Source organism: Streptomyces sp. NPDC032198, assembly GCF_040636975.1.
Lineage (GTDB): Bacteria > Actinomycetota > Actinomycetes > Streptomycetales > Streptomycetaceae > Streptomyces.
Window position 1 is genome coordinate 171,703 of record NZ_JBEZVL010000002.1, and the last position, 23,135, is coordinate 194,837.

Below are 23,135 nucleotides of genomic sequence, written 5' to 3' on the forward strand. Positions count from 1 at the left end.
TGGGACATTTTCGTATGCGCAAGAAGAAGCTGCTCGCCGCCGCCATGCTGGCCGCGGCCACCCTCACCCTGTCCGCCTGCGGCAGCGGTGACGACGGCAAGAAGCCCGTCGCGGACGTCTCCGTCGAGTCCAACGGCGACAAGGCCGCGACCATCCTCGACAAGCCCTTCGAGAAGCCGGACCTCGTCCTCACGGACACGCACGGCAAGAAGTACGACCTGCGCGCCGAGACCAAGGGCAAGCCGACGCTCATCTACTTCGGCTACACCAACTGCCCCGACGTCTGCCCCCTGACGATGAGCAACATCGCCGTCGCCAAGAAGCAGCTGCCCAAGGCCGAACAGGACAAGCTCCAGGTCGTCTTCGTGACCACCGACCCCAAGCGGGACACCCCCGAAGCCCTCGGCAAGTGGCTCAAGTCCCAGGACACCGACTTCATCGGTCTGACCGGTGACTTCGACACCATCCAGGGCAGCGCCCGCACCCTCGGCATCAGCATCGAGCCCTCCAAGAAGGAGAAGGGCAAGGTCGTCTCGATGCACGGCACGCAGGTCATCGCGTTCTCGCCGAAGACCGACGCCGGATACGTCCTCTACGGCGAGGACACCACCGTGGACGACTACACCAAGGACCTCCCCAAGATCGTCAAGGGAGCGACTCCGTGAACCGCCGCATTCTCACCGGCGGCGCCCTGGCGCTGACGGCGGGGCTCGCCCTCGCCGGCTGCTCGGACGCGTCGGCCGACAAGGCATCGGACAAGCCCGAACTCAAGGTCGCCGGCGCCTTCATGCCCGAGCCCGTCATGGACACCATGGCCTCCGGGTTCTTCACCGTCACGAACAAGGGCGGCGCCGACAAGCTCACCTCGGTGACCAGCTCCCTCGCGCAGAAGGTCACGCTGCACAGCACCAAGGGCAGCGCGATGAAGGAGCAGAAGTCGTTCGACGTACCCGCGAACGGCGAGCTCGACTTCGCGCGGGGCGGCAACCACCTCATGTTCGAGGAGCTCAAGCACAAGCCGAAGCAGGGCGACAAGGTCGCCGTGACGCTGCACTTCGAGAAGTCGGAACCGATCGACATTGAGGTTCCGGTGAAGGCCGCCACGTACAACCCCAAGCCCGGCAAGCACGCGTCGCACTGAGGGACTGATCGCTGATGCAGACCATCGCTCCCCGCTGTGGAGCTCGCTCCGGGGCCGCCGCGCGCTTCGGGATAACCCCCGGCGCCGGACGGCTCCTGCTCGTCGTCGCCGTCTTCCTCGGCGCCCTGCTGGCCACGGCGGCACCCGTTTCCGCCCATGCCGCGCTGACGGGCAGCGACCCCAAGCAGGGGGCGGTGGTCGACACGGCGCCCGCCCGCGTATCGCTGACCTTCTCCGAGAAGGTCGCCATGTCCGACGGTTCCGTACGGGTGCTCGACCCGGCCGGCAAGCGCGTCGATACCGGCAAGACCACCGACCTCGGCTCCAACACGTACGGCGTGCCACTGCACAAGGGGCTGCCCGACGGCACCTTCACCGTCGCCTACCAGGTCGTCTCCGCCGACAGCCACCCCATCTCCGGGGCCTACACCTTCTCCGTGGGCGCGCCGTCCGACACGAAGGTCGCGCTGCCGGACCAGGAAGTGGGCGGCGGATTCGTCGGCGGGCTCTACGGCTTCGCCCGCTACCTCTCGTACGCCGGTTTCATTCTCGTCGTCGGAGGGGCCGCCTTCGTGCTCGGCTGCTGGCCGCGTGGCGCCGGCGTACGCCCCGTGCAGCGTCTCGTGGTGTCCGGCTGGGTCACGCTCACCGCATCCACCCTCGTGATGCTGCTGCTCCGCGCGCCCTACACCGGGTCGGGCAAGATCGCCGACGCCTTCGACATGGCCAAGCTCGGCGACGTGCTCCAGACGAAGACGGGAGCCGCGCTGGTCTCACGGCTGCTGCTGCTCGCCGCCGCCGCGCTCTTCATCGCGGTGCTCTTCGGTGCGTACGAGAAGCGGACCGACCCCAAGGAGCGCAAGGACCTCACCTTCGGGCTCGCGGTCGGCGGAGGTGTCGTCGCCGTCGGACTCGGCGCGACCTGGGCCATGGCCGAGCACGCGTCGACCGGCATCCAGGCCGGTCTCGCGATGCCCGTGGACGTCGTGCACCTGCTCGCCGTCGCCGCCTGGCTCGGCGGGCTCGCGGCGCTCGTCGTCGCCCTCTACTTCGGGCCGTCGATGGAGGCCGGGGCGGTACGGCGCTTCTCGCGCGTGGCGTTCTGCAGCGTCGTCGCCCTCGCCGCGACCGGGCTCTACCAGTCGTGGCGGCAGGTCGGCTCCTGGTCGGCGCTCACCGGTACGCGGTACGGACAGCTGCTCCTGATCAAGGTCGGCCTGGTGGCCGTCCTCGTCGGCATCGCCTGGATCTCCCGGCGCTGGACGGGGCGGATCGCGGGCCAGGCGGGCGACATGGCGCCGGAGGCCGCCGCGGCGGCCGTCGTCGAGAAGCGTGCGGAGAAGCACGCGGGGGCCAAGCGCGTCGAGAAGAAGCCGGTGACGGTGCCCGCCGGAGGCGCCGGAACGGACGCCAAGCGTTCCGCCCAGCTCGCCCGCCAACAGGCCGCCATGAGCACCGCCCGCGAGAAGCGGATCCGCGACGCCGACCCGAACCGGTCCGGCCTGCGGCGCTCCGTGCTCGCCGAGGCGGGCGTCGCCGTCGTCCTGCTCGCCGTCACCACGATCCTCACCTCCACCGAGCCCGGCCGCACGGAGGAGGAAGCGGCGGCTTCGAAGACGGCCGCCGCCGCACAGCGGTCCGGCCCGCTCACCCTCAAGATCCCCTTCGACACGGGCTCCGACGACGGCAAGGGCACCGTGCAGCTCGACCTGGACCCGGGCCGCACCGGCAGCAACGAGATGCACATCTTCGTGAAGCGCCCGAACGGCAGCGCGTTCGACATCCCCGAGGTGAAGGTCTCGTTCACCCTCAAGTCGAAGGACGTCGGGCCGCTGCCCGTCGCCCCCGACCACATCGCCACCGGACACTGGAGCGCGAGCGGGGTGCAGATCCCGATGGCGGGCAACTGGAAGGTCGCGCTGACGGTGCGCACCTCCGACATCGACCAAGTGACCGTGAACAAGAACGTGCAGATCGGCTGAACGGAACCACCATGGCGGACAACGGGATTTCGAGGCGGCGGCTGCTCGGCACCGCGGGCGCCACCGGTCTCGCGCTCGGCGCGGCGGGCGGTGCGGCCGGGTATGCCGCGGCGCCCTCGGACACCCCCGAGAAGGCGGCGTCGCTGGCGTCCCTTGGCGCGGACACGGTCATGTTTCACGGGAAACATCAGCCCGGCATCACCACGCCCGTCCAGTCCCGCGGCCATCTGATCGCCTTCGACCTGTCGGCGGGCGCGGGCCGCAAGGAGGCGGCGGCCCTGCTGCGCCGCTGGTCGGCGACGGCCGAGCGGCTGATGGCGGGCAAGGCCGCTGCGGGCGAGGACACGGATGTCGCCCGGGACGCGGGCCCGTCGTCGTTGACCGTCACCTTCGGCTTCGGTCACAGCTTCTTCGGGCGCACCGGCCTGGAGAAGCAGCGCCCGTCGGCGCTCGACCCGCTGCCGGACTTCTCGTCCGACCACCTCGACAAGACGCGCAGCGACGGCGATCTGTGGGTGCAGATCGGCGCGAACGACCCGCTCGTCGCCTTTCACGCGCTGCGCGCGCTCCAGAAGGAGGCGGGCGACGCGGCGCGGGTGCGCTGGCAGATGAACGGCTTCAACCGCTCGCCGGGCGCGACCGCGCACCCCATGACGACGCGCAATCTGATGGGCCAGATCGACGGCACGAACAACCCGAAGCCGTCGGAGGACGACTTCGACCGGCGGATCTACGTGCCCGCCGAGGGTGACCCGTCGTGGATGGCCGGCGGCTCGTATGTCGTCGTACGCCGTATCCGGATGCTCCTGGACGACTGGGAGAAGCTCGGGGTGGGGGATCAGGAGGCGGTCATCGGCCGTCACAAGTCGGACGGCTCACCGCTGACCGGCGGTACGGAGACCACCGAGCCGAAGCTGGAGAAGGCGGGCCCGGACGGCAAGTACGTCATCGCCCTCAACGCCCACTCCCGCATCACCCGGCCCGACCAGAACGGCGGCTCCGCGATGCTGCGCCGCCCGTTCTCGTACCACGACGGCTTCGACAAGGGCGGGGAGCCGGACGCGGGCCTGCTCTTCGTGTGCTGGCAGGCGGACCCGCTGCGCGGCTTCGTGCCGGTGCAGCGCAAGCTCGACCGCGGGGACGCGCTGTCGGAGTTCATCCGGCACGAGGCGAGCGGGCTCTTCGCGGTGCCGGGCGGGGCCGCGAAGGGCGAGTACGTGGGGCAGCGGCTGCTGGAGGCGTAGTGCTTACGCCCTCCCGCACGAGGGTTCTTCCGGCCTCCCGCACGAGGGTTCGAGCATGGGTACGTGGGGCGGGCGCCGCTCCGTGAGACGCGTGAGCCGTGCCACGTACGGGCCATTAGGGTGACGGTATGTCGGCGATGCGCTACACCTATCTCGGCCCCGAGGGCACCTTCACCGAGGCCGCCCTCCGCACGCTCCCGGAAGCGGCCACCAGGGAGCTCGTCCCGATGGTGTCCGTGCCGGCCGCGCTGGACGCGGTCCGCGGCGGCGACGCGGCAGCGGCGCTGGTGCCGATCGAGAACTCCGTCGAGGGCGGCGTCACCACCACCGTCGACGAACTCGCCAAGGGCGAGCCCCTGATGATCTACCGCGAGGTCGTCCTGCCGATCGCCTTCGCGCTGCTCGTACGGCCCGGCACGCAGCTCAAGGACATCAAGACGGTGACCGGCCACCCCGTGGCCCAGCCCCAGGTCCGCAACTGGCTGGCCGCGAATCTGCCGGACGCCCTGTGGGAGTCGGCGGCCTCGAACGCGGACGGCGCGCGCCTGGTCCAGGAGGGACGCTTCGACGCGGCCTTCGCGGGCGAGTTCGCGGCGGCGACGTACGGCCTGGAACCGCTGGTCAGCGAGATCCACGACGCGGCGACCGCCGAGACCCGCTTCGTCCTGGTCGGCCGCCCGGCCCGCCCCGCGGCGCCGACCGGCGCGGACAAGACCTCGGTGGTCATCTGGCTGGGCGACGACCACCCCGGCGCCCTGCTCGAACTGCTCCAGGAGTTCGCCGTGCGCGGCGTCAACCTGATGCGGATCGAGTCGCGGCCCACCGGCCAGCGCATCGGCAACTACTGCTTCTCGGTGGACGCCGAGGGTCACATCACGGACCGCCGCGTGGGCGAGGCCCTGATGGGCCTCAAGCGGATCTGCCCTCAGGTGCGCTTCCTCGGGTCGTACCCGCGTGCGGGCGTGTCGCCCGCCGACCTGCGGGCGCCGCGACCCGGGACGACCGATGGCGAGTTCCTTGCGGCGTCGGACTGGCTGACCCAGTGCCAGGACGGCCGGTTCTGAGCGGTCTGACTGCCGGGCCGGACGGTCTGGACTGCCGAGTATGAGCGGTCTGGACTGCCGGGTCCGAGCCGACCGATGAGTCCAGCGGGCGGTCTTACCTGCTGATTTACGTTATCCACAAAGTTATCCACAGGTCCCGTTCTCGACCTGGGGACAAGTCGACAACGAAGCACGACATGGTCGACAAATCGGCCTACACCCCACAAGTCCGTCCACAGTCCCGCACGTCACCCCTCGTCCACTCTTTTCCATTGATCAACTCTTTGGAGCGAACCATTTCCACTCGAAAGTGGGTGTGAGGGTGGTTTGGGACGGGAATCCTTCGTCGCGCATGCGGCTTTCGGAACGATCCCTTCCGGCATCCACAGATCTTTCGCACAGCCTGTGGATAACTTTTCGACAGGGGATATCCCTGTGGACAACCGGGCCCCCAAGTCCCGGCCCACGCAAGGGGATCGAGTCAAGGAGGCAGGCCCGCTCTGCCCCATTTCGGGGAATGGCACCCCTTTCATTGACCCCGCACGCGAGGGTCCGGAGCGGGGTGCGGCAGCCCCTCGACGGTTGCGCGGCGACCGGCTGGTGATCGCCCGATGGCTCATTTCTGTCGATTTTTCGTCGAGTTCCCGGCGGGCTTCTTTCGGGAATTCCTATTCCGGCAAACCGGTCATAACGCTTCAGAGTGGAATATCGAGTCGAGAGCCGGAACCGCTCGACGGTAGCCTGGTGGGGTGATTGACCTTCGCCTGCTCCGTGAGGACCCCGACCGTGTTCGCGCCTCCCAGCGCGCCCGTGGAGAGGACGTCGCGCTCGTCGACGCCCTGCTCTCCGCCGACGAGCGGCGCAGGTCGTCCGGGCTCCGCTTCGACGAGCTGCGTTCCGAGCAGAAGGCGCTCGGCAAGCTCATCCCCAAGGCCTCGGGTGACGAGAAGGCCGAGCTCCTGAAGAAGGCCGGCGAGCTCTCCGCCGCCGTCAAGGCGGCCAACGCCGCCCAGGACGAGGCCGACGAGGAGACCAAGCGCCTCCTTGGGCAACTGGGCAACCTCGTCCACCCGGACGTCCCGGTCGGCGGCGAGGAGGACTTCGTCGTCCTCGACACGATCGGCACCCCGCGCGACTTCGCGGCCGAAGGCTTCGAGCCCAAGGACCACCTGGAGCTCGGCGAGGCACTCGGCGCCATCGACGTCGAGCGCGGCGCGAAGGTCTCGGGCTCGCGCTTCTACTACCTGACCGGTGTCGGTGCCCTGCTCGAACTGGCCCTGGTGAACGCGGCGATCGCGCAGGCGACGGAGGCCGGGTTCATCCCGATGCTGACGCCCGCCCTGGTCCGCCCGCGCGCCATGGAGGGCACGGGCTTCCTCGGCCAGGCCGCCGAGAACGTCTACCACCTGGAGAAGGACGACTACTACCTGGTCGGCACCTCCGAGGTCGCGCTCGCCGGTTACCACATGGACGAGATCATCGACGCCGACAAGCTGCCCCTGCGGTACGCGGGCTTCTCGCCCTGCTTCCGCCGCGAGGCCGGCACGTACGGCAAGGACACCCGCGGCATCTTCCGCGTGCACCAGTTCGACAAGGTCGAGATGTTCTCGTACGTCGACCCGGCGGACGCGGAGAACGAGCACCAGCGGCTCCTGGAGTGGGAGAAGCAGTGGCTCACGGGCCTCGGTCTGCCCTTCCAGGTGATCGACGTGGCGACGGGCGACCTGGGCTCCTCCGCCTCGCGGAAGTTCGACTGCGAGGCGTGGATCCCGACGCAGGGCAAGTTCCGCGAGCTGACGTCCGCGTCGAACTGCAACACCTTCCAGTCCCGCCGTCTGTCGATCCGGATGCGCGAGGAGAGCGACGGCAAGAAGGTGACGCAGCCGCTCGCGACGCTGAACGGCACGCTCTGCGCCGTTCCGCGCACGATCGTCGCCCTCCTGGAGAACCACCAGCAGGCCGACGGCTCCGTATGGGTGCCCGAGGTGCTGCGTCCGTACCTCGGGGGACGAGAGATCCTGGAGCCCATCAACAAGTGAGCCACCCTGCTCCCGTCACCCCGTCCTTCCCGTACAAGCTCGTCGCGACCGATCTCGACGGAACGTTGCTGCGCTCCGACGACACGGTCTCGGCGCGTACGCGCGACGCGCTCACCGCGGCCACCGCGGCGGGCGCCGCGCACATCATCGTCACCGGTCGCGCCGTGCCCTGGACCCGGCACATCCTCGACGACCTGGGCTATGACGGCCTGGCGGTGTGCGGGCAGGGCGCGCAGGTCTACCACGCGGGCGAGCACCGGCTGCTCACGTCGGTCACGCTCGACCGGCAGCTGGCCGGTATCGCCCTCGCCAAGATGGAGGCGGAGATCGGCCCGCTGGCGCTGGCCGCGAGCCGTGACGGCCTCGACGGCGAGGTGATCGTAGGACCTGGGTACGTGGTCCAGGACGGCCCGCTGCCCGCCGTCCCGTTCACCGATGTCGCCGAGCTGTGGGCGGCTCCGCTGAACAAGGTGTACGTCCAGCACCCGGGCCTGAGCGACGACGCGCTCGCCGCGGTGGCGCGTGAGGTGGCGGGCGGGCTTGTCGGCGTGACGATGGCCGGCGAGGGCATCGTCGAGCTGCTCCCCCTCGGCCTCTCCAAGGCGACCGGCCTGTCCCTCGCGGCCCGCCGCCTGGGCGCGAAGGCCGCCGACACGATCGCCTTCGGGGACATGCCCAACGACATCCCGATGTTCGGCTGGGCGGCGCACGGCGTGGCGATGGCCAACGCCCATGAGGAGCTCAAGACGGTCGCCGACGAGGTGACGGCGTCGAACGAGGACGACGGCATCGCGGTCGTCCTGGAGAAGCTCCTCGGCTGACCTTCGTGCGGGCGCCACGCCCCGCACGCACTGAGCCGGGCACCGACATGCGGTGCCCGGCTCAGTGCGACGTCGGGTGGGCGGCCCGCGCAGCGAAGTGCGCGCTCGAAGCGGCCGCCCCGGGCCATCCCGTGGGCGGGGCTCGACGGAGTGAGTAACTACTCCGAAGCCTGCCGCGGGCTGCCCTGCCGGGAACTCGACGGACTGGTGCAGGACACGTCGGCTCCTCTCCCGGTAAGTGGGCGCCAGGGTCGTGGCGCGGTGACACGAACTACTGTGCCCGCGCCCCCGGTGCTCCCGCCACCGAATTAATTACTCCTCCCCGGCCAGCGTCAGCGACCGGAGCTTCTGCCCCGCATACCAGGTGGCCAGGACCGTGACGCCGATGAGGAGCACCGTGGCGACCGGCAGTCCGACGTCCGAGGTGACCAGGTCGCCGCCCGCGGTCTTCTGGGCGATGGCGAGCGACCACTGCTGGACGCTGAGCGTGCGCGCCCCGGGGACCAGGGTCCCGAAGAGCGCCTCCCATACGAGGGCGTAGACGAGCCCGAAGACCACCGCGTGCCGGGTGATGGTGCCCAGGAGCAGGAAGAGCGCGGCGTACGCGATGGAGGCGACCAGGGCGGCGATCGTGTAGGCGACGGCGATCTGTTGGCCGTTGCCGTTCAGGATCATGCCCGCGATGAACGTCGGGACCGCGGAGAAGGCCATGGTCACGGCGATGGCGACGGTGAGCTTGGTGAGGATGATCGTGGGCCGCTTGATCGGCTTGGAGAGCAGATAGACGACGGAGCCGTCGTCGATCTCCGGGCCGATGGCCCCGGTGCCCGCGATGACACCGATGATCGGCACCATCGTGGCGAGCGCGAAGCCGCCGAGAAGGTCGGAGGCGACCTGATCGTCGGCGCCGCTGAATCCGCGGACCGCGGCGGAGATGACGATCAGCAGGACGGGCAGGGCCATGAGGATCAGAGCCCGGCGGCGGCCGAGCAGGGCCCGGTAGGTGAGCCGGGCGACAGTGGGGTCGTACACGATGGCTCCCTTCAGGCCGCGACGAGATAGGAGAAGACCGACTCGAGGGACTCGTCCGAGGGCGAGACCGTGAGGAGCCGGATGTCGTGATCGCGGGCGATGCGTGGCAACAGGGCGGTGAAGCGCCCGAAGTCGATGGCTTGGATGCGCAGGGCGCCTTCCTTGAGGTCGACTTCGATTCCTGCCGTCGACGGGTCTGCGATCAGGGCGGCGGCCAGTGCGCGGTCGTCGCTGGAACGCACGAGGTAGCGGTGCGGGCGGTCGGTCATCAGGCGACGGATCTTACGGAAGTCGCCGCTCGCCGCGTGCCGGCCGGCCACGATCACCTCGATGTGCGAGGCGAGTTGCTCGACCTCTTCGAGGATGTGCGAGGAGAACAGGACCGTGCGGCCCTCGTCGCCCATGCGCCGCAGCAGGTCCATCAGCTGCATGCGCTGACGGGGGTCCATGCCGTTGAACGGCTCGTCCAGCAGGAGCACGGACGGCTCGTGGACGAGGGCGGACGCCATCTTCACGCGCTGGCGCATGCCCTTGCTGTACGTCGAGATCTTGCGGTCCTGCGCGTACTCCATCTCGACCGTGGCGAGGGCCTTCTGCGCGGCCCGCTTGTCCAGGCCGTGCAGTTCGGCGTTGGCGACGACGAATTCGAGTCCGGTGAGGAAGTCGTACATCGCCTCGCGCTCGGGGACGATGCCGATGTCCTTGTAGATCTGTTCGTTCCGCCAGATCGGCTTGGCGTCGAGGGTGACACTGCCGGTGGAGGGGGCGAGGAAGCCGCCCATCATGTTGATGAGGGTGGACTTCCCCGCGCCGTTCGGGCCGAGGAGGCCGGTGACGCCCGGGCCCACGGTCATCGTGATGTCGTTGACCGCCACCACGTTGCCGAACCACCGGCTGGCGTGGTCGATGTTGAGGGTGCTCACAGCCCGACCTTTCGGTAGCGGCGCATCAGTGCGCCGTAGCAGCCCGCGATGAGGGCGAGGACGACGATCACGTAGACCGCGCCCGTGCCGGACGAGGGGCCTTCCCCTCCGGGGAAGGCGGAGGTCGCGCCGAGGAAGGCGGTCTGTACGCCGTCGATGAGCGTGATCGGCGAGAAGAGACCGAGCCAGGCGATGGCGTCGGTGCTGCCCTGTTCGTAGGCGATGGCCTGGACCGTGGACACCGCTCCGTAGCTGATGGTCAGCACGGCGATGACCGCGGCGATCCCGAAGCCGCGGCGGGGTGTGATCGCCGAGACGATCAGCGCGATGCCGGAGAAGAGGAGCGAGAGCAGCGCCACGGACACGAGCCCCTGGGCGAAGCCCTTGGTCTGGTCCGCGAAGTCGAGCTTGGCGAGCAGCGCCCCTACGTAGAGGACGAGCAGCGGTGCGGCCGTGAGGACGAAGAGCGCCGATGCCATCGCCGCGAACTTGGCCCACACGTAGTCGCTGTGCTCGATGGGGCGGGAGAAGTAGAGGGGGACGGTCTTGAAGCGCAGGTCGCGCGAGACCGTCTGGGGGGCCTGGGCGGCGAGATAGAGACTGATGAGGGCCTGCAGAACGATCGCGTAGCGGGTGTAGTCGAGGGGGAGTTCGTTCGCCTTGGTGGTCACGGCGACGGCCACCATGATCGCGGCGGGTACGCACATCACCGCGAAGAGGATCATGGGGAGGACCTTGGACTTGGCCGAGCGGCCGAGTCCGTACGCACCGCGCAGGCTCTGTGAGAAGAGGGAACGGCGGGCATAGGCGCGGCCCAGGCGCGGGCCGTCGTAGTTGCGATAGCCGATGTTGTGGATCTGGGTCTGTTCGCCGGCGTGTGCCGGGGGCTGCTCAACCGCCATGACGGACCGCCTCCTTCCGCTCTTCCTTGCCGGACCGCTGAGGCAGTCCGGACGGCTCGGGCTGTGCGGTCTGTTCGGACTGGAAGACCTCTGCGATGTGGTGCCTGCGCTGTTCCATCCGGACCAGGCCGAGGCCGAGCTCCGCGACGAGGTCACGGACCAGGTCGTACGTCTCGTCACCGGCCGCCTCGAGCAGCACGGTGTGCCCGGCACCGGGCAGTCCGCTTCCCTCGTGGGTGGCGACCCCCCGGCCCTGCAGGGCCTCGCGGAACGCCTTGGTGCCGTCGGAGTGTTCGTCGGTGTCGGTCACCTCGACGGCCAGCGTCGTGGTGGTCTGGGTGAAGTCGGTGGTGGAGCTGGACCGCAGGAGCTTGCCGCCGTCGATGACGACGACGTGGTCGCAGGTGCGCTCCAGCTCGCCGAGCAGGTGCGAGGTGACCAGGACGGAGATGCCGAAGTCCGTGTGGATGCGGCGGATGAGGCCGAGCATCTCGTCGCGGCCCACGGGGTCTAGGCCGTTGGTCGGTTCGTCCAGGAAGACCAGGTCGGGGTCATGGACGAGGGCCTGCGCGAGCTTTACGCGCTGCTTCATGCCGGTGGAGTAGCCCCCGATGGGGCGGTAGCGCTCCTCGTACAGACCCACGTGCCGCAGGGTGTCCGCGGTTCGCTCACGGGCCGCCGTGGGCGGCAGCCCCGACATGCGCGCCATGTGGACGACGAACTCGGTGGCCGAGACGTCGGGCGGCAGGCAGTCGTGCTCCGGCATGTAGCCGACGCGCTCACGGATCTGGCCGCCACTGGTGGCGACGTCGAGGCCGAGCACGGCGGCGGTGCCCTCCGTGGCGGGGGACAGACCCAGCAGGATCTTGATCAGAGTGGACTTGCCGGCTCCATTGGCTCCGACGAGTCCGGTCACACCGGGCCCGATGTCCATGGAGAGCCGGTCAAGCGCGGTCACCCTCGGGAACCGCTTGCTCAGGCTTTCGGTCGCGATCACAGTCACATTTCGAAGGTAGTGGCGCAGACCACATCGGGCGTCAGACCAGGGTGCTGTCCTCGCATCACTCTCGGGTATTACGGGCCCGTAGGGGTCGTCCTGAGGTCGCCCCCTGGGGGATACCCCGCAGCTTTCCCCGGAGTCAGGACCGGCTCGGGCTCAGCTATTGACGTAGCCGCTGAGCATTGTCACATTCATCAGTGTCAAGTTACGGACGCGTACTGCGATGGACCGGACACGGACGGACGGTGGCATGACCTCAGCAGTGGCAGGTGAACTCTCCGCGGAACTGCGGGGGTTCAGGGAAGTGCAGACCCTCGCGTATGAATGCGCGGAGGCGGTCGCGGCGCAGCTCAAGCCGGGTGTGACCGAGCGCGAGGCGGCGCGGATGCAGCGTGAGTGGCTGCGCGAGCGGGGTGTGCGGGACTGGTTCCACCTGCCGTTCGCCTGGTTCGGGGACCGCACGGCGTTCGTGAACTTCCGGATACCGCTCCAGTTCTTCCCCACCAACCGCCGCCTCGAGCCGGGGATGCCCTTCATCCTCGACATGGCCCCGGTCTACAAGGGATACACGGCGGACATCGGCTATTCGGGCTGCCTCGGCCTCAATCCCGTGCACGACAAGCTGCTCGCCGACCTGGAGGCGCACCGCGAGCTGCTCCTGCGCGAGGTGCGCGAGCGCCGCCCGCTGCGCGAGATCTATGAGGACGTGGAGCGGCTCATGGTCCGCCAGGGCTATGCCAACCGCCATCGCGCCTATCCCTTCGGGGTCATCGCGCACAAGGTCGACCGGGTCAAGGAGCGCCGGCTGTCGCCGAACGTCTTCGGCTTCGGCACCCAGTCCCTGAAGGGGCTCGCGAGCGACGCGATCCATGGCCATCGGGACGGCTGGTCGCCACTCTGGTCGCCGTACAAATTCTCCGACCACCCACCCCAGAAGGGACTCTGGGCGGTCGAACCGCACCTCGGATTCAGGGGTACGGGCGCGAAGTTCGAGGAGATCCTGGTCGTCACCGACTCCAAGGATCCCGAGCAGAGCGCGTTCTGGCTGGATGACGATCTGCCGCATGTGCGGCGCTGGGCTGAGGAGAGGGCCGCCGCATGACCACGGGAGGAATCACCAAGGGGATCAAGGGCGCCCGCGAGCGCTGGGTGCGTACGGGCGGGGTGGAGCTGTGCGTCGCCGAGCTGGGCGACCCGACGCAGCCCACGGTGCTGCTCGTCCACGGCTATCCGGACTCCAAGGAGGTCTGGTCGGAGGTCGCCGAGCGCCTGGCCGACCGCTTCCACGTCGTGCTCTACGACGTGCGCGGCCATGGCAGGTCGACGGCTCCGCAGCCGCTGCGCGGCGGCTTCACGCTGGAGAAGCTGACCGATGACTTCGTGGCCGTCGCGGACGCGGTCAGCCCGGACAAGCCGGTGCATCTGGTCGGCCACGACTGGGGTTCGGTGCAGGCCTGGGAGTTCGTGACGGTCAAGCGCACCGAAGGGCGCATCGCGTCCTTCACCTCGATGTCGGGACCCTCGCTCGACCACTTCGGGCACTGGATCAAGAAGCGGATGACCCGGCCCACGCCCCGCAAGGTCGGGCAGCTCCTCGGCCAGGGCGCCAAGTCCTGGTACGTGTACATGCTGCACACGCCGGTGCTCCCCGAGCTCGCCTGGCGCGGGCCGCTCGGCAAGCGGTGGCCGAAGATCCTCGAGCGCGTGGAGAAGGTCCCGTCGGGTGACTATCCGACGTCGTCGCTGCCTTCGGACGCCGCGCACGGAGCATGGCTCTACCGCGACAACGTCCGCGCTCGGATGCGCAGGCCCCGCGCCGACGCCTACGCCCACGCCCCCGTGCAGCTCATCACGCCGTCCGGCGACATCTTCCTTTCGGAGCGGCTCTACGACGAACTGGAACTGTGGGCGCCGGAGCTGGTGCGCCGCAGCATCCCGGCCAAGCACTGGGTGCCCCGCACCCGGCCCGACCAACTGTCGGCGTGGATCACGGACTTCGTCACCAGGAACGAGGACGGCGTGCCCGTCAACGCCAGTGTGGCCACGGGGAAGCACGCCGATCGCTTCGGCGGCCAGCTGGTCCTGGTCACGGGTGCGGGCAGCGGCATCGGCCGGGCCACCGCCTTCGCGTTCGCCGAGTCGGGCGCGCGCGTCGTGGCCGTCGACCGGGACGCGGAGAGCGCGGCGCGCACGGCGGAGATGTCGCGTCTGATCGGGGCCCCCGAGGCCTGGGGCGAGACGGTTGACGTCACCGACGAGCAGGCCATGGAGAAGCTCGCCGAGAAGGTCGCCAGGGAGTACGGCATCGTCGACGTCCTCGTGAACAACGCGGGGATAGGCATCACCGGATCCTTCCTCGACACGAGCCCCGAGGACTGGAAGAAGGTCCTGGACGTCAATCTGTGGGGCGTGATCCACGGCTGCCGGCTCTTCGGCAAGCAGATGGCCGAGCGCGGACAGGGCGGCCACATCGTCAACACCGCTTCCGCGGCGGCATATCAGCCGTCCAAGGCCCTGCCCGCCTACAGCACCTCCAAGGCGGCCGTCCTGATGCTCAGCGAGTGCCTGCGCGCGGAGCTGGCGGGCCAGGGCATCGGCGTCTCGGCGATATGCCCGGGCTTCGTGAACACGAACATCACGGCGACCACACGCTTCGCCGGCGTCGACGCCGAGGAGGAGAAGCGCCGCCAGAAGAAGACCTCGCGCCTGTACGGCCTGCGGAACTATCCGCCGGAGAAGGTCGCCGACGCGATCCTGCGCGCGGTCGTCAAGAACCAGGCCGTGGTCCCGGTCACCCCGGAGGCCCGTGGCGCCCACCTCATGTCCCGCTTCACGCCCAAGGCGCTGCGTGCGATAGCCCGATTGGAGCCGCCGCTGTGAGCACGGAGAAGAGCACCGAGACGAACTCCGAGGAGCACTACACGATCGTTCCGCGCCGGGTCTCGTTCGACTGGGAACGGACGCCGCTGCACTGGATACCGGACGAGCCCACCGCCACCCACGTGATCAACGTGCTGCATCTGCTTCTCCCCGCCGGGGAGCGGTGGTTCGTGAAGGTCTTCAAGGAAGGCCTGCCCCTGGTCACCGATCCCGTGCTGCTCAAGGACGTCAAGGGGTTCATGGGCCAGGAGGCCACGCACAGCGTGCAGCACGCGCACGTGCTCGATCACCTGGCGGCGCAGCGGCTCGACACCGCCGCGTTCACCAAGTACGTCGACCTGCTCTTCGAGAAACTCCTCGGCGAGAACCCGCCGTTGAGTGCTCCGATACCAACGCAGGAGTGGCTGCGCTTCCGCCTCGCGGTCGTCGCGGCGATCGAGCAGTTCACGGCGGTCCTGGGGAACTGGGTGCTGCACGCCGAGGGCCTGGACCAGGCGGACGCCGACGAGGTCATGCTCGACCTGCTGCGCTGGCACGGCGCGGAGGAAGTCGAGCACCGCTCGGTCGCCTTCGACATGTATCAGCACTGCGGCGGCGAGGGCCTGGCCCGCTATGCCCGCCGGATCGCGGGCATGACGGTCACCGCACCCGTGATGCTGTACCTGTGGGTCTGGGGCACCGCGTATCTGATGCGCAGGGACCCCCAGCTCGCGGGCCGCCTCCGCTACTCACTGGCCGAGCACAACAGGGCCGTCAGGAAGGGCCTGCTGCCCACGTGGCGGGAGCTCGGAGCGGCCATACCCCGCTACCTGCGGCGGTCGTACCATCCCTCGCAGGAAGGCTCGTTGCGCAAGGCCGTCGAATATCTGGCGGTGTCACCCGCGGCACGGGCCGCGGCCGCTGCGGTCGGCCGAGCGGCCATCGCCTAGCACGAGGGTTTACGGAGGCGGGGAGCGTGGACGAGAAGTCGGGCGCCGGGCAGGGGCCGGTGGATCAGCACGCCGCCGAGCTCAGGTCCGTGGATCAGCACGGTACCGAGCACAGGCCGGTGGAGTACCGCATCGAGGATCTGGCGCACCACAGCGGGGCCACGGTCCGCACGATCCGCGCCTACCAGGACCGCGGCCTGCTCCCCCGGCCCGAGCGGCGCGGCCGGGCCAATGTCTACGTCGACGCGCATCTGGCCCGGCTGCGGCAGATCGCCGATCTGCTGGACAGGGGCTACACCCTGGCCTCCATCAAGGAACTGCTGGAGGCCTGGGACGCGGGCCGGGGGCTCGGCGGCGTCCTGGGACTCGCCGCCGAGGTCGGCGGTCCATGGACGGACGAGAAGGCCGACCGGATGACCCGGGCGGAGCTGGACGCGGCGTTCGGGGGCGAGCCGGACGAGGCCGCGTTGGCCGACGCGATTGCCCTCGGTGTGCTGGAGCCCATGCCGGGGCGGGATGACGAATTCCTGGTGCCGAGTCCTCAAGAGCTCGCCGTAGCGGTCGAGTTGCATGCCGCAGGAGTACCGCTGTCCGCCATCTCGGGCCATCTGCGGGAGTTGAGGGGGCAGGTCGAGCACATAGCGGCCCGTTTCCTGGAGTTCACGACCGAGCATGTCTTTGCGCGCTATCTCGGCCACCACCCGCCGAGTGAGGCGGACGCGGCCGAGGCGGCGGCTCTCGTCCGGCGCCTGAGGCCGCTCGCTCAGCAGTCCGTCGACGCCGAACTGGCGCGGGCCATGCGCCTGTTCGCCACCCGCCACCTCCAGCACCACCTCGCCTCGGGGCAGCCCGCCCAGCGTATGAATGAGCCGCTCCCCGTGGCCCTTCCGGCCTCGACAATGCAGGCGGTGGAAGGGCTTGTTGGACGAGAGAACGCTGCCGCGTTCATCGCAGCCGCCACTGAACGCGAGGTTCAGGCCCGGACATTGGACACACTCGCGGCAAGTCACCTTAATACAGGATCTATTAGCCAAAACACCTAAATTGTTTGGGCGTTGTCCACAGAATCGCCAATTCCCCTGTGGATAACTGGACTTGGCTGTGGATCAAACCTGTGGACGAAAAGTGGCGGATGAAAAGTCGGTGGACGAAAATCAAGTGCGGGGAGAACGCTTCGGAGCGAGGCTGAATGGATGAATAGAGAAGCCCCCTCAGAAGCCCCCTCCGGCGAAGCGGCGGGCGAGCGGCGCACCGTGAAGGTGTCGAAATACCTTTCCAAGCACCTGCGACATCAGCCGGAGAGAATCGGGCTCACGCTCGACGAGAGCGGCTGGGTGGAGATCGACGCCCTCATCGCGGCAGCCGCCGCACACGGTTTCCGCTTCACCCGTGCCGAGCTGGAGCACGTCGTGGCCGTGAACGACAAACAGCGCTTCGCCGTGGAGCACGGCCGGATCCGCGCCAGTCAGGGCCACTCCGTCGACGTCGACCTCGATCTGCCCCCGGCGACCCCGCCCGCGTATCTCTTCCACGGCACGGTGGCCCGCAATATCCCCGCGATCCGCGCCGAAGGCCTGCGGCCCATGAACCGCCATGCCGTGCACCTCTCGCCCGACCGTGAGACCGCCACCCGCGTCGGCGCCCGCCGCGGACGGCCCGTCGTGCTCTCCGTCGACGCGGGCGCGATGCATCGCGACGGACACGTCTTCCAGGTCAGCGCCAACGGAGTCTGGCTCACCGCCGCCGTACCGCCCGGCTGTCTCCGCTTCCCGGAGAAGCACTGACCAGGCATGATCGATGGCCATGGAACATTTGCACAGCACCGAGGCCGCGCTCGCCGCACTCCGTGAGATCGCGCACGAGTACGGCCTCGAGATGGAGATCTCGCACGACATCGGCGCCGACCAGACGTCGCGCCGCAGTTCCGCGGGCATCGGCGTGACCACCGACCCCGACGGATCGCTGCCCCATGAGGCCTTCGTGGAATTCGGCGGCTCGCCCCGGCTCTCGGTGCGGCTCTATCCCGACGACGACGCGCTGATCACCGTCGAGGGCGTCGAGTGCGCCGACATACCGCGCGACGACGTACCCGCGTTCCTGCGCTCGGTCCTCGGCGGTCTGGCCCATGTGAAGGGGCGGCGCTTCCCGCCCGGCTACCACCTGATCGTGCCGATGCCGGGCGACAGGACGCACAAGGAGTACATCCCCATGGTCGTCCTCACCCCCTGGCTGAGCAGCAGATTCCGGTGAAAGCCCGAGGCCCGCAGGACATACGCTCTGATACATGAGTTTGCGTCTGAGCACCGTGATCCTGCCCGTCCGCCGCTGGCACGAGGGGGGCAAGGAGCGCTGGCAGCGGGCCGAGGAGCTGGGCTTCCACACCGCGTACACCTATGACCACCTCTCCTGGCGGACCTTCCGCGACGGGCCCTGGTTCGGCGCGGTGCCGACCCTGACCGCCGCCGCGGCGGCCACCGACCGGCTGCGCCTGGGCACCCTGGTCACCTCGCCGAACTTCCGGCACCCGGTGACCCTCGCCAAGGACCTGATCACCCTGGACGACGTGTCCGACGGCCGGATCACCCTCGGCATCGGCGCGGGCGGCAACGGCTTCGACGCCACCGCGCTGCTCAAGCCCGGCGAGGAGCCCTGGACCCCGCGCGAACGGGCCGATCACTTCGGCGAGTTCCTGCCGCTGCTCGACCGCCTTCTTACTGAAGACGTCGTTTCGTACGAGGGCGAGCACTACTCGGCATCCGAGGTACGGAACATCCCGGGCTGCGTCCAGCGCCCCCGGCTGCCCTTCGCGGTCGCCGCCACCGGACCGCGCGGCCTGAAGCTCGCCGCGCGCCACGGGCAGGCCTGGGTGACCACCGGTGACCCGAAGCTCTTCGCGAACGGCACTCCGGAACAGTCAATTCAAGCCATCCGCGGACAGGCCGACAAGCTCGCCGCGGCCTGCGACGCGATCGGCCGGGACGTCGCCGAACTCGACAAGATCCTCCTCACCGGGTTCACCCCGGACCGTCCTCTGGACTCCTTCGACGCCTTCGTCGACTTCGCCGGCAACCACGCTGAGCTGGGCTTCAACGAGATCGTGCTGCACTGGCCGCTGCCCGGAACGGATTTCGCGGCCGACGAGAAGGTCTTCGAGCGGATCGCCACGGAGGCTCTGGTCCAGCTCGGGGGCAGCACGGCAGGGGCATAAAGGCACTCAGATGTGCGCCCCAGCGCACGCCCGTGCACGTATGTGCGGGACAATCGATGGCGTGACCTCAGCTACCCCACGGCCCAAGACCCCGGCCGCAACCGCCCCCCACCGGCCCACGGCACGGCTGATCGCCACGGACCTGGACGGCACCCTCCTGCGTGACGACAAGTCCGTGTCCGACCGCACCGTCGCCGCACTCGCCGCCGCCGAGCGGGCCGGGATCGAGGTCTTCTTCGTGACCGGCCGCCCGGCCCGCTGGATGGACGTCGTCAGCGCTCACGTGCACGGCCACGGCCTCGCCATCTGCGGCAACGGCGCCGCCGTGGTCGACCTGCACGACGGATCGGGCGGCCACCGCTTCGTGAAGGTGCGGGAGCTGCGGCGCGAGGACGCCCTCGACGTCGTCCGCCTGCTGCGCGCGGCGGCCCCCGGCACGTCCTTCGCGGTCGAGCGGACCGGCGGACTGCACCACGAACCGACGTACCCGCCCCTGCACCTGGAGCCCGGCGAGAGCATCGCCCCCGCGGAGAAGCTTCTCGGGGAGGACCCCGAGAACGCAGAGAACGCGACCCAGCCCATCCTGAAGGTCCTCGCCTTCCACCCCGAGATCGCGCCCGACGACTTCCTGGCCGTGGCCCGCGAGGCCGTGCGCGGCCAGGTCGAGATCACCCGCTCGAGCCCGAGCGCCCTCCTGGAGATCAGCGGTCCGGGAGTCTCCAAGGCCAGCACCCTGGAGCTGTGCTGTGCCGAGCGCGGCATCACGCCCGCGGAGGTCGTCGCCTTCGGGGACATGCCGAACGACATCGAGATGCTCAGCTGGGCGGGCACGTCGTACGCGATGGGCAACGCGCACCCGGATGTGCTCGCCGCCGCCTCGGGGCACACGGTCGCCAACAACGAGGACGGTGTCGCGGTGGTCATCGAGCGGATCCTGAGCGAGCAGCAGGGACAGTAGGCCCCGCCTCGCCCGGGAAGCCCAGAGCCGCACGCCCCGGTTCATGCGGCACGCTCAAAGCCGCACGCCCCGGTCGTCCAGCCACTTGACGGGGTCCACGGCCGACCCCAGATCCGGCGTGATCCGCACCTCGAAGTGCAGGTGCGGCCCCGTCGAGTTGCCGGTGGTGCCCGCCTGCCCGACCCACTGCCCGGGGTGCACCCGTTCCCCCTGGTCGACGGTGACGGCGGCCAGGTGCGCGTACTGCGTGTAGTAGCCGCCCTTGTGCTCCACCACGACCTCGATGCCGAAGCCGCCCCCACACGTCACGGACACCACCCGGCCCGCGCCGACCGCCCGCACCGGCGCCCCGATGCCGACCGCGAAGTCCTGCCCGGTGTGCCGGTGCGACCAGCGCGCACCGGCACTGTCGAAGCCCGCGGACAGTTCGTACGTCTCCACGGGCGTCATCCACGCGCGCGTGGAGTCCGTTTCCGGCTGGTCCAGGCGTACGGCACCCCTGCACTGCCCGGCCGCGACCGACCGGTCGGCCTCGCCCTGCAGGGTCCACTGCGCCGACGCCAGCTTGCTCTCGATGCCGCGCTTCAGCTCGGCGAGATCCGCACTGCGCCGGTCCAGCGTGCGCCGGGCGCGGTCCGCCGTGCGCTTGGCGGTCGCGAGCCTGGCGGCGGCCCGCTGGGTCTTGCCGACGGCGTGGGTGACGGCGAGATCCGCCTGCCCCAGGAGCCGCTGACCACGGATCAGCTCTTCCGGGCTGTCGGCGAGCAGGAGTTGGGCGGCCTGGGGGAGGTCACCGCCGTTGCGGTACTGGGCGCTGGCCAGCCGGCCGAGGTCCGCGTGCAGCACCTCGACCGCGGCCCGCTCCTTCGCGAGGAGCCGGTCCAGTTTCCGGACCTTCGCGCGTTGCGCCTTGGCGGCGTACCGGCCCTCTTCGTAGCGCGCGGTCGCCGCGGAAGCCTCCTCGTAGAGGCGTGCCACTTCGGCGCTCGTGTCCGGTCCTTCGGAGGCATCGGCGGGCATGGGGCACAGGAGCGCGCACAGCAGCACCGTCACGGCGACGAGCGGGTGACGGGTACCGCGGTGGCTGAAGCGCATGTCAGGGATCGTTGACCTGCCGCCGTCCCCGGGTCCTGCCCGACTCGTACACCCGGGGCACCCGGTGCCCCGAACAGCCCACTCCCGTACGCCCGAACAGGGACCCGATGCCCAGTCGTCACGACTACAGAGCCACTAGTAAGGCGCCGGGTAGGGGGCCTGGCAGGAGCGCCTAGTAGGGCGCCTGCCACACCACCGCCGTGCCGCCGCCGTCCTCCCCGATCCCCGGGCCGTACCAACTGTCCCCGCCGAGCGACTCCGCCCGCCTCTTGAGGTTCTTCAGGCCGCTGCGCCGACCGCCCTCCGCGATGCCGACGCCGTCGTCCGAGACCGTCAGGCGTACGCCCTGCTGCCCGTCGGGCAGGATCACCGTAGCGTCGACGACGACATCGATACGGTCGGCCCGCGCGTGCCGGAACGCGTTGGACAGCGCCTCGCGCAGGGCCGCGATGAGGTTCTTGCCGCTGAGCTCGCCGACCACGGTGTCGACGGGCCCCACGAAATGGTGCGAGGGCTTGAAGCCGAGCGGAACGGCAGCCATGTTGATCTCGCGAAGGACCCGCGTACGCAGCCCGGAAGGCGCCTCCGCCGGCCCCTGCTGCAAGGCGAAGATCGCCGTCCGGATCTCCTGGATCGTCACGTCCAGCTCGTCGACGGCCTTGCCCACCCCCGTCTGCACCTCGGGCACGATGGACCTGCGCTGGGCGCTCTCCAGCATCATCCCGGTGGCGAACAGGCGCTGGATCACGAGGTCGTGCAGGTCCCGTGCGATCCGGTCGCGGTCCTCGTAGACGGCGAGCCGTTCACGGTCACGCTGCGCCTCGGCCATCATCAGCGCGAGCGCGGCCTGGGAGGCGAACTGGGTGGCCAGGGTCCGCTCGGTCTCGCTGAACGGCCGTGCGCCACGCGCGCGTGGCGTGACGAGCGTCCCCATGACGCGGCCGTCGCTCTGCAGCGGCAGCATCATGACGGGGCCGTAGCCGCGGGCGAGGTCGGTCATGACGCGCGGGTCCGTGGCCGCGTCGTCGAGGAACACGGAGTCCCCGGCGAGCAGATCGGTGATGATCCGGCTCTCCGGAGGGACGACGACACCGAGCACTCCGGAGGGTTCGTCCGAGGAGACGGCGACGATCTCCATGCCACCCTCCTCGTCGGGCAGGAGCACGATTCCGGCGGCCGAGTCGGCGAGATGGCGGGCCTGTTCGGCGACGACGGCGAGCGCCTCCTCCGCGTCGCTGCCCGAGAGGAGCGCCGTGGTGACCGCCACGGAGCCGTCGATCCAGCGTTCGCGCTGCATGGCGGCTTCGTAGAGGCGGGCGTTGCCGATGGCGATACCCGCCTCCGTCGCGAGCACGCGGACCATGTGCACGTCGTACTCGTTGAAGTCGGCGCCGCCCCGCTTCTCGGTCAGATAGAGGTTGCCGAAGATCTCGCCCTGGACGCGGATGGGGACGCCGAGGAAGGTACGCATCGGCGGGTGGTAGGCCGGGAAGCCGCACGAGCGCGGGTCGGCCGAGAGATCCGCGAGGCGCAGGGTCTCCGGCTGGTGGATGAGCGCGCCGAGCAGCCCCTTGTGCCCGTCGGGCAAGTGCCCGATGCGCTCGGCGGTCACCGCGTCGATGCCGGTGTAGACGAAGTCGGAGAGCCCCTTGCCGTCCTCGGAGACGACGCCGATCGCCGCGTAGTGGGCGTCCGCGAGCTCGGCCGCGGTCTCGCAGATGCGGTCCAGTGTGGTGTGCAGTTCGAGCCCGGCGCCTACGGAGCGCATCGCCTCCAGGAGCTGCGGCACGCGCGCGGTCAGCTCGGGGGAGAGCCCCTGCAGGCTGCGGGTCGCCTTCTTCGCCGCCTCTACCGGGTCCGGTGGGCCGTCGGGTTGCGGTGAGGCGGCGGAGGCCGAGGGGGCTGACATGCCTTTGAGAGTAGTTAGTCCTATTTGGC

Annotated in this window: 21 protein-coding genes; 15 read left to right on the plus strand and 6 right to left on the minus strand. The window is 69.7% G+C overall.

From position 1 onward, the window contains the following. The first annotated feature begins 14 nt into the window (after positions 1–14). The 7 genes from AB0E78_RS05945 to AB0E78_RS05975 all read left to right on the plus strand — a co-directional run bounded on the left by AB0E78_RS05945 (position 15) and on the right by AB0E78_RS05975 (position 8,270). Positions 15–665, plus strand: a complete 651-nt coding sequence (locus tag AB0E78_RS05945; protein ID WP_361828819.1) for an SCO family protein — start codon at positions 15–17, stop codon at positions 663–665. Further along, on the plus strand, positions 662–1,141 hold the full coding sequence (locus AB0E78_RS05950; RefSeq protein WP_361828821.1) for a copper chaperone PCu(A)C: 480 nt from the start codon (positions 662–664) through the stop codon (positions 1,139–1,141). Before AB0E78_RS05945 ends, AB0E78_RS05950 begins: the two co-directional genes overlap by 4 nt. Positions 1,142–1,155: 14 nt before the next feature. Further along, complete coding sequence (locus tag AB0E78_RS05955) at positions 1,156–3,123, plus strand: copper resistance protein CopC (protein ID WP_361828823.1); 1,968 nt, start codon at positions 1,156–1,158, stop codon at positions 3,121–3,123. A gap of 11 nt (positions 3,124–3,134) precedes the next feature. Beyond that, positions 3,135–4,367, plus strand: coding sequence for an iron uptake transporter deferrochelatase/peroxidase subunit (gene efeB / locus AB0E78_RS05960; protein WP_361828825.1), 1,233 nt, complete (start codon positions 3,135–3,137; stop codon positions 4,365–4,367). A 128-nt stretch (positions 4,368–4,495) separates the two neighbouring features. Further along, complete coding sequence (gene pheA / locus AB0E78_RS05965) at positions 4,496–5,431, plus strand: prephenate dehydratase (protein ID WP_361828827.1); 936 nt, start codon at positions 4,496–4,498, stop codon at positions 5,429–5,431. Positions 5,432–6,159: 728 nt separating this feature from the next. Continuing rightward, complete coding sequence (gene serS / locus AB0E78_RS05970) at positions 6,160–7,449, plus strand: serine--tRNA ligase (RefSeq protein ID WP_361828829.1); 1,290 nt, start codon at positions 6,160–6,162, stop codon at positions 7,447–7,449. Further along, positions 7,383–8,270 (plus strand): HAD family hydrolase, encoded by an 888-nt coding sequence (locus AB0E78_RS05975; RefSeq protein WP_361828831.1) that lies wholly within the window; start codon positions 7,383–7,385, stop codon positions 8,268–8,270. The genes serS and AB0E78_RS05975 overlap by 67 nt, the downstream gene beginning before the upstream one ends. 312 nt (positions 8,271–8,582) lie before the next feature. Here AB0E78_RS05975 and AB0E78_RS05980 read toward each other — a convergent pair whose 3' ends face one another. Genes AB0E78_RS05980 through AB0E78_RS05995 form a run of 4 tightly spaced genes read right to left on the minus strand, consistent with a single transcriptional unit; the run spans position 8,583 to position 12,124 of the window. Beyond that, positions 8,583–9,302 carry an ABC transporter permease subunit gene (locus AB0E78_RS05980; RefSeq protein ID WP_361828832.1) on the minus strand — a complete coding sequence of 240 codons (720 nt, stop codon included), beginning with the start codon at positions 9,300–9,302 and terminating at the stop codon, positions 8,583–8,585. 11 nt (positions 9,303–9,313) lie between these two features. After that, the gene (locus AB0E78_RS05985; RefSeq protein ID WP_361828834.1) at positions 9,314–10,225 is read right to left on the minus strand and encodes an ABC transporter ATP-binding protein; all 912 of its coding nucleotides are present in this window, start codon (positions 10,223–10,225) and stop codon (positions 9,314–9,316) included. Further along, the gene (locus AB0E78_RS05990) at positions 10,222–11,127 is read right to left on the minus strand and encodes an ABC transporter permease (protein WP_361828836.1); all 906 of its coding nucleotides are present in this window, start codon (positions 11,125–11,127) and stop codon (positions 10,222–10,224) included. The genes AB0E78_RS05985 and AB0E78_RS05990 overlap by 4 nt, the downstream gene beginning before the upstream one ends. Beyond that, positions 11,117–12,124: an ABC transporter ATP-binding protein gene (locus tag AB0E78_RS05995; RefSeq protein ID WP_361829524.1), complete on the minus strand. Its 1,008-nt coding sequence runs from the start codon at positions 12,122–12,124 to the stop codon at positions 11,117–11,119. The genes AB0E78_RS05990 and AB0E78_RS05995 overlap by 11 nt, the downstream gene beginning before the upstream one ends. Positions 12,125–12,377: 253 nt before the next feature. Here AB0E78_RS05995 and AB0E78_RS06000 point away from each other — a divergent pair, with 253 nt between their 5' ends. The 8 genes from AB0E78_RS06000 (at position 12,378) to AB0E78_RS06035 (ending at position 20,102) form a co-directional block, all read left to right on the plus strand. After that, a complete protein-coding gene (locus AB0E78_RS06000; RefSeq protein ID WP_361828838.1) occupies positions 12,378–13,229 on the plus strand; it encodes a M24 family metallopeptidase in 852 nt (283 codons plus the stop codon). Next, entirely contained in the window at positions 13,226–15,007 is a 1,782-nt protein-coding gene (locus tag AB0E78_RS06005; RefSeq protein WP_361828840.1) for an SDR family oxidoreductase, read from the plus strand. Before AB0E78_RS06000 ends, AB0E78_RS06005 begins: the two co-directional genes overlap by 4 nt. Continuing rightward, positions 15,004–15,936 carry a metal-dependent hydrolase gene (locus AB0E78_RS06010; RefSeq protein ID WP_361828842.1) on the plus strand — a complete coding sequence of 311 codons (933 nt, stop codon included), beginning with the start codon at positions 15,004–15,006 and terminating at the stop codon, positions 15,934–15,936. Before AB0E78_RS06005 ends, AB0E78_RS06010 begins: the two co-directional genes overlap by 4 nt. An 89-nt stretch (positions 15,937–16,025) precedes the next feature. Continuing rightward, positions 16,026–16,979 (plus strand): MerR family transcriptional regulator, encoded by a 954-nt coding sequence (locus AB0E78_RS06015; protein WP_361829526.1) that lies wholly within the window; start codon positions 16,026–16,028, stop codon positions 16,977–16,979. Positions 16,980–17,129: 150 nt separating this feature from the next. After that, entirely contained in the window at positions 17,130–17,720 is a 591-nt protein-coding gene (locus AB0E78_RS06020; protein WP_361828844.1) for an RNA 2'-phosphotransferase, read from the plus strand. A gap of 19 nt (positions 17,721–17,739) precedes the next feature. Then, on the plus strand, positions 17,740–18,186 hold the full coding sequence (locus AB0E78_RS06025; protein WP_361828846.1) for a hypothetical protein: 447 nt from the start codon (positions 17,740–17,742) through the stop codon (positions 18,184–18,186). A 34-nt stretch (positions 18,187–18,220) separates the two neighbouring features. Continuing rightward, on the plus strand, positions 18,221–19,144 hold the full coding sequence (locus AB0E78_RS06030; RefSeq protein WP_361828847.1) for an LLM class flavin-dependent oxidoreductase: 924 nt from the start codon (positions 18,221–18,223) through the stop codon (positions 19,142–19,144). Between the two features lie 61 nt (positions 19,145–19,205). Beyond that, a complete protein-coding gene (locus AB0E78_RS06035) occupies positions 19,206–20,102 on the plus strand; it encodes a Cof-type HAD-IIB family hydrolase (RefSeq protein ID WP_361828849.1) in 897 nt (298 codons plus the stop codon). Positions 20,103–20,156: 54 nt separating this feature from the next. On the opposite strand, the gene AB0E78_RS06040 is transcribed toward AB0E78_RS06035, so the two are convergent. Beyond that, positions 20,157–21,197, minus strand: a complete 1,041-nt coding sequence (locus AB0E78_RS06040) for a M23 family metallopeptidase (RefSeq protein ID WP_361828852.1) — start codon at positions 21,195–21,197, stop codon at positions 20,157–20,159. A gap of 172 nt (positions 21,198–21,369) precedes the next feature. Then, positions 21,370–23,106, minus strand: a complete 1,737-nt coding sequence (locus AB0E78_RS06045) for a GAF domain-containing protein (protein ID WP_361828854.1) — start codon at positions 23,104–23,106, stop codon at positions 21,370–21,372. Positions 23,107–23,135 lie beyond the last annotated feature (29 nt).

Bases quoted from the DNA above. Each gene is read 5' to 3' on its own strand.
- AB0E78_RS05945 (WP_361828819.1), top strand. From the start codon at position 15: ATGCGCAAGAAGAAGCTGCTCGCCGCCGCCATGCTGGCCGCGGCCACC.
- AB0E78_RS05955 (WP_361828823.1), top strand. From the start codon at position 1,156: ATGCAGACCATCGCTCCCCGCTGTGGAGCTCGCTCCGGGGCCGCCGCG.
- efeB (WP_361828825.1), top strand. From the start codon at position 3,135: ATGGCGGACAACGGGATTTCGAGGCGGCGGCTGCTCGGCACCGCGGGC.
- pheA (WP_361828827.1), top strand. From the start codon at position 4,496: ATGTCGGCGATGCGCTACACCTATCTCGGCCCCGAGGGCACCTTCACC.
- AB0E78_RS05975 (WP_361828831.1), top strand. From the start codon at position 7,383: ATGGGTGCCCGAGGTGCTGCGTCCGTACCTCGGGGGACGAGAGATCCT.
- AB0E78_RS05990 (WP_361828836.1), bottom strand. From the start codon at position 11,127: ATGGCGGTTGAGCAGCCCCCGGCACACGCCGGCGAACAGACCCAGATC.
- AB0E78_RS06000 (WP_361828838.1), top strand. From the start codon at position 12,378: ATGACCTCAGCAGTGGCAGGTGAACTCTCCGCGGAACTGCGGGGGTTC.
- AB0E78_RS06005 (WP_361828840.1), top strand. From the start codon at position 13,226: ATGACCACGGGAGGAATCACCAAGGGGATCAAGGGCGCCCGCGAGCGC.
- AB0E78_RS06020 (WP_361828844.1), top strand. From the start codon at position 17,130: ATGAATAGAGAAGCCCCCTCAGAAGCCCCCTCCGGCGAAGCGGCGGGC.
- AB0E78_RS06025 (WP_361828846.1), top strand. From the start codon at position 17,740: ATGGAACATTTGCACAGCACCGAGGCCGCGCTCGCCGCACTCCGTGAG.
- AB0E78_RS06030 (WP_361828847.1), top strand. From the start codon at position 18,221: ATGAGTTTGCGTCTGAGCACCGTGATCCTGCCCGTCCGCCGCTGGCAC.
- AB0E78_RS06040 (WP_361828852.1), bottom strand. From the start codon at position 21,197: ATGCGCTTCAGCCACCGCGGTACCCGTCACCCGCTCGTCGCCGTGACG.
- AB0E78_RS06045 (WP_361828854.1), bottom strand. From the start codon at position 23,106: ATGTCAGCCCCCTCGGCCTCCGCCGCCTCACCGCAACCCGACGGCCCA.